The organism is Micromonospora sp. D75 (assembly GCF_018070405.1).
Lineage (GTDB): Bacteria > Actinomycetota > Actinomycetes > Mycobacteriales > Micromonosporaceae > Micromonospora > Micromonospora chalcea.
In genome coordinates this window covers 1-4764 of sequence record NZ_JAGPXV010000476.1, presented here as the reverse complement: position 1 = coordinate 4764, position 4764 = coordinate 1, and the positions used below count along the sequence as shown (strand labels likewise).

At 72.7% G+C, this 4764-nt stretch carries 3 protein-coding genes and 1 pseudogene; 3 read left to right on the top strand and 1 reads right to left on the bottom strand.

Translation table 11 applies throughout. From position 1 onward, the window contains the following. The first annotated feature begins 24 nt into the window (after nt 1–24). The 3 genes and pseudogenes from KBX39_RS23490 (at nt 25) to KBX39_RS23480 (ending at nt 3694) form a co-directional block, all read left to right on the top strand. Nucleotides 25–1215, top strand: a pseudogene (locus KBX39_RS23490) (CbiQ family ECF transporter T component). Continuing rightward, the gene (locus KBX39_RS23485; RefSeq protein ID WP_210872534.1) at nt 1212–2843 is read left to right on the top strand and encodes an ABC transporter ATP-binding protein; all 1632 of its coding nucleotides are present in this window, start codon (nt 1212–1214) and stop codon (nt 2841–2843) included. Before KBX39_RS23490 ends, KBX39_RS23485 begins: the two are co-directional and overlap by 4 nt. Next, a complete protein-coding gene (locus KBX39_RS23480; protein ID WP_051610840.1) occupies nt 2840–3694 on the top strand; it encodes an ECF transporter S component in 855 nt (284 codons plus the stop codon). Before KBX39_RS23485 ends, KBX39_RS23480 begins: the two co-directional genes overlap by 4 nt. Nucleotides 3695–3714: 20 nt before the next feature. On the opposite strand, the gene KBX39_RS23475 is transcribed toward KBX39_RS23480, so the two are convergent. After that, the coding region (locus tag KBX39_RS23475; RefSeq protein WP_210872532.1) for an RICIN domain-containing protein at nt 3715–4764 on the bottom strand (1050 nt) is incomplete at its 5' end.

Here is a 4764-nt window from a genome sequence, read left to right as displayed (position 1 = left end):
GCACCACGATCGGACCGGGCAGTCCTGCGGTGGCCGGTGTGGTGGCTGCCCCGGGGGCTGCACCCGGGCGCATGGTGGCTGTGGGCGCTCGGCCTGGCCACCGCGGCCAGCCACACCACGAATCCGCTGCCGCTGGCCCTGCTCGTCGCCGTCGCCGGTCTGGTGGTGGTGCGCCGCCGGGGCGACGCGCCGTGGGCGTTGGCGTTCCGCATGTACGTCTGGCTCGGCGCGGTGATCGTCACGATGCGGGTGGTGTTCCGGATCGTGTTCGGCGGCGGCCAGGGCGACCACATCCTGGTCCGGCTGCCGGAGATCCCGCTGCCCGCGTGGGCGGCGGGCATCCGCCTGTTCGGACCGGTCGCCGCCGAGCAGATCCTCCGTGGCTTCTACGACGGGCTGCGGCTGGCGACGATGCTGATCTGCCTCGGTGCGGCGAACGCCCGGGCCAACCCGAAGCGGCTGCTCTAGGCCGTACCCGGAGCGCTGTACGCGATCGGCACCGCCGTCGTGGTCGCGTTGTCGGTCGCCCCGCAGCTGGTGGAGAGCGTGCTACGGGTCCGCCGGGCCCGGCGGCTGCGCGGCGCGTCCGCCCGCGGGATGAGGGCGCTGCGCGGGATCGCCCTGCCGGTGCTGGCCGACGCGTTGGACCGGTCCCTGGCCCTCGCGGCCGCGATGGACTCCCGTGGTTACGGCCGCACCGCGGCGGTGCCCGCCGGGCAGCGAACCGTCACTGGGGCGCTCGTCCTCGGCGGGCTGGTCGGCGTCTGCGCCGGCACCTACGGGCTGCTCGACACCGCCGCACCCGGCTACCTGGGGCTGCCGATGCTCCTGGCCGGACTGACCGCCGCCGTGACCGGCATGCTGCTGGCCGGCCGCCGGGTCCGCCGCAGCCGGTACCGACCGGACCGCTGGCGCCCGGCCGAGCTGCTCGTGGCCGGCTGCGGGGTGGCCGCCGCGGCACTGACCATGCTCGCCGGCTCGGTGGACCCGGAACTGCTCTACCCGCCGGTCAGCCCGCTCACCTGGCCCCAGCTGACCCCGCTGATGCTTCTCGCCGTCGGCGTCGCGGCGGCACCCGCCTGGCTGGCGCCGCCACCACCGCCGACGGTAAGTGCCGGACGCCCGCCGGCGGTGGACCGGCCCATCCCCGTCACGGACGTGCCGGCAGACGGAGTGCGCGCCGCGAGGGCATCGACACCGGGAGACCGCCCATGATCACTTTCGACCGGGTCACCGTCCACTATGCCGAGGGCGGCCCGCCACCGTTGCGGGATGTGACGTTTCGCGTCGAGGAAGGTGAACTCTGCCTGGTCGCGGGCCGTACCGGTGCCGGAAAGTCGACGCTGCTGCGGGCGATCAACGGTCTCGTCCCACACTTCACCGGCGGCACCCTGCACGGCGCCGTCACCGTCGACGGCAGGGACACCCGCACGCATCCGCCGCGCGATCTCGCCGACGTCGTCGGCGTGGTCGGCCAGGACCCGTTGGCCGGCTTCGTCACCGACACCGTCGAGGAGGAACTGGCGTACGGGATGGAGCAGCTCGCCCTGCCACCCGCGGTGATGCGCAAGCGGGTGGAGGAGACGCTGGACCTGCTCGGCATCGCCGACCTGCGCGACCGGCCCCTGCGGACGCTGTCCGGCGGTCAGCAACAGCGGGTCGCCATCGGCGCGGTGCTCACGGCGCACCCCCGGGTGCTGGTGCTCGACGAACCCACCTCCGCGCTGGACCCCACCGCCGCGGAGGACGTGCTCGCCACCGTCACCCGGCTGGTGCACGACCTCGGAGTGACAGTGGTGCTGGCCGAGCACCGGCTGGAGCGCGTCCTGCAGTACGCCGACCGGCTGCTGTACCTGCCCGGCGACGGCCATGTCCACGACGGGACGCCGGCGACCGGGCTGGCCCACATCGACATCGCGCCACCCCTGATCGAGCTGGGTCGCCTCGCCGGCTGGACACCGCTGCCGTTGTCGGTCCGTGACGCCCGCCGACGGGCGTCCGACCTCCGGCACCGGCTCGCCGGCGTGGCGCCGCCGCCGGTCCCGGCGGGCGCGGACACCGGTCCCACGCTGACCGCGCGGAAGATCGTCGTACGGTATCCGGGCACCGTCGCGGTGGCCGGCGTCGACCTCGATCTGCGCGCCGGCCGGGTCGTCGCGTTGATGGGCCGCAACGGATCCGGCAAGTCCAGCCTGCTCTGGGCGGTGCAGGGCAGCGGCCCACGCCACGGCGGCACCGTCGCCGTGACCGGGCCGAAGGGCACCGTCGACCCGAAGGCCCTGCCGGCCGGTCAGGCCCGCCGGCACGTCGGCCTCGTCCCGCAGGACTCCGGTGACCTGCTCTACCTGGAGACAGTCGACGCGGAGTGCGCCCAGGCCGACCGGGAGACCGGCGTGCCGGCCGGCACCTGCCGGGCGCTGGTAAACCAGCTCGTCCCCGGACTGCCCGGTGACCGGCACCCCCGGGACCTGTCCGAGGGACAGCGGCTCGCCCTCGCACTCGCCGTGCAGCTCACCGCCGCTCCGCCGGTGGTCCTGCTCGACGAGCCGACCCGCGGCCTGGACTACCATGCCAAGCGGCAGTTCACCGCCGTCGCCCGGATGCTGGCCGGCAGCGGCCGAGCCGTGGTGGTCGCCACCCACGACGTCGAACTCGTCGCCACCCTCGCCGACCGGGTGATCGTGATGGCCGAAGGGGAGATCGTCTCCGACGGCACCACCGCAGAGGTCATGCTCGCCTCGCCGGCGTTCGCGCCGCAGGTGGCCAAGGTCCTCGCCCCCGCCCCCTGGCTGACAGTGGAACAGGTCGCCGCCGCGCTCGACGAGACCAGGGCACCGGCATGAGCGTGCTGCGGGTCGCCCCGCGTACCGCTGTGGTGCTGACCCTCGCCTCGGCCGCCGCGCTGGCCACCTTCACCTGGCCGTTCTTCGTCCCCGCACACCCGGAGAGCACCGCCCGCACCGGCGAGGCGCCGCTGGTCTTCATCGTCATGCTGCCGGTACTCGTGGCGCTCGTCCTCGCCGAACTCACCTCCGGCGGCATCGACAGCAAAGCCCTGGCGATGCTCGGCGTACTCGCCGCCGTCAACGCCGCCCTGCGCCCCCTGGGTGCGGGGACCGCGGGCATCGAGACCGTGTTCTTCCTGCTCGTCCTGGCCGGCCGGGTCTTCGGACCCGGGTTCGGGTTCCTGCTCGGTGCCACGTCGCTGTTCGCCTCCGCCCTGCTCACCGCAGGCGTCGGGCCGTGGCTGCCGTTCCAGATGCTCTGCGCCTCATGGATCGGCCTCGGCGCCGGCCTGCTTCCGGCCCGGCTGCGCGGCCGCGCCGAGGTCGCCGTCCTGGCCGGGTACGGGATGCTCGCCGCCTACGGCTACGGCCTGCTGATGAACCTGTGGTTCTGGCCGTTCAGCGTCGGCGCGGACACCCAGCTGTCCTACGTCGCCGGTGCCCCCGTACTGGAGAACCTGCACCGTCTCGCCCTGTTCACCGCCGTCACGTCCACCTTCGGCTGGGACACCGGCCGCGCGATCACCACCGCCGTGGCGATAGTCCTCGCCGGTCCCGCCGTCCTCGCCGCGCTGCGCCGCGCCGTCCGGCGGGCCGCGTTCGGCGCGCCGGTCACCTTCGCCGCGGCGTCCGACAGGCCCGCGGCGAAGGTGACAGGCATCCCGCAGTCCTCCTCGCAGGCGACGTAGGGCGCCTGCCGGAGGGTCGGTCAGACGGTCGTACGCGACCACTGCTGGTTGGCGCCGGTGTTGCACGCGTACTGCTTGAGGACCACACCGTCAGAGGTCGATGCGGCCGGTACGTCCACGCACTTGCCGCTGTGCCGTGCCCGGAGTTGGAAGTAGCTGCCGCCTGTGACCATCTGGAACTGCTGGTTGGTGCCGGTGCCGCAGGTGTACTGGATCAGTTCGGCGCCGTCGGCGGTGGACGCGCTCACGACGTCGAGGCACTTTCCGCTGTTGCGGCTGACGAGTCGCCAGTAGCCGCTGCCGGCGTCCTGGAACTGCCACTGTTGCCACGTGTTGCCGTTGTACGTGTACTGGCCGACGCGCGCGCCGTTGTCGGTGTTCGGTTGCTGGACGTCCATGGCCTTGCCGCTGTGTCGTACGGTGATCCGGTAGAACGTGTCAGTCGGCGGGCGCGTCGTGGGGCCGCCGCCGATGGTGTCGCCCCAGGCGTACCGGATCTGGTCGGCGCCGGAGGTGTTGCGGACGGTCAGGTTGAGGTCGGTGCCGCTACCGCTGAGCGAGTACATCGAGTACCAGTCGTAGCCGATGGTGCCGGGCTTGCCGCCGAGCGCGGGCCAGTAGGTGCCGCCCATCCGGTTGTCGCGCATGACCTGGGCCATGGCGCGGATGTGGCGCACGAAGTTGTCGGTGCTGTTCGCGTCGGCGTAGTTGCGGCCGTCGTTCATGGGTGCGCCGAACTCGGTGGCGACCGCCCGCGACGCGCAGTTGCCGAGGCGGGTCTGGATGTGGCTCCGGAAGGCGTCGTAGGTCATCTCGCCGTAGAAGAAGGCGTAGTGGTGGAACGACAGCAGCGTCGAGGCGAATCGGCTGTCGTTGCAGATGTCGCGCAGGTCCTGACTGAACCCGGTGCCCCCGATGAGCACCCGGCTGGGCACCGCCGAGTAGTGGTAGCTGAGCCAGTTGGCCGCGACGTTGCGCCACTCCGTCGAGCTGTAGCCGTGGGGCTCGTTCATCGGCTCGAAGTAGACGTCGGGGTTCGAGCCGTACGTGTTGGTCACCGTGGACCACAT

Excerpts from the sequence above, each read along its gene's own strand:
- KBX39_RS23485 (WP_210872534.1), top strand. The coding sequence starts at position 1,212 with ATGATCACTTTCGACCGGGTCACCGTCCACTATGCCGAGGGCGGCCCG.
- KBX39_RS23480 (WP_051610840.1), top strand. The coding sequence starts at position 2,840 with ATGAGCGTGCTGCGGGTCGCCCCGCGTACCGCTGTGGTGCTGACCCTC.